2 tRNA genes and 1 rRNA gene are annotated in these 547 nt (G+C 47.2%); all 3 read left to right on the top strand.

The features are described 5' to 3' along the window. Window positions 1-94: ribosomal RNA gene (locus AACS92_RS03630) — 16S ribosomal RNA — on the top strand; the annotation flags it as partial. A gap of 70 nt (window positions 95-164) precedes the next feature. Beyond that, window positions 165-241 (top strand) — tRNA-Ile (locus AACS92_RS03635). Window positions 242-307: 66 nt separating this feature from the next. After that, a tRNA-Ala gene (locus tag AACS92_RS03640) sits at window positions 308-383 on the top strand. Window positions 384-547: the final 164 nt, after the last annotated feature.

The following is a 547-nucleotide window of genomic DNA, read 5'->3' on the forward strand; positions in this document are numbered from 1 at the left end:
CTTCGGGAGGGCGCTTACCACTTTGTGATTCATGACTGGGGTGAAGTCGTAACAAGGTAACCGTAGGGGAACCTGCGGTTGGATCACCTCCTTAACCTATGATGGTGAAATGTGAGTGTTCACACAGATTGTCTGATGAAAGATACAAGAGACGGTATCGGCATAGGCTTGTAGCTCAGGTGGTTAGAGCGCACCCCTGATAAGGGTGAGGTCGGTGGTTCAAGTCCACTCAGGCCTACCAATTCTTGCTTATACGGCGTGTAAATCGCGGGGTAAGTGAGGTGGCTGTGCAGTACGATACATCGATGGGGCTATAGCTCAGCTGGGAGAGCGCCTGCCTTGCACGCAGGAGGTCAGCGGTTCGATCCCGCTTAGCTCCACCATTATAAAACTCTTAAATAAAACATTTCAAAATGTATTGAGTCATCTCAGTATATTGTGAAATTTTTGCTCTTTAACAATCTGGAACAAGCTGAAAATTTGAAACACTCAGCACTGTGTAACAGTGACTGATGAGTCTCTCAAAAACTCGCATCCGAAGACACCT

The sequence above is a fragment of the Xenorhabdus sp. KJ12.1 genome, assembly GCF_963876495.1.
Classification (GTDB): domain Bacteria; phylum Pseudomonadota; class Gammaproteobacteria; order Enterobacterales; family Enterobacteriaceae; genus Xenorhabdus; species Xenorhabdus stockiae.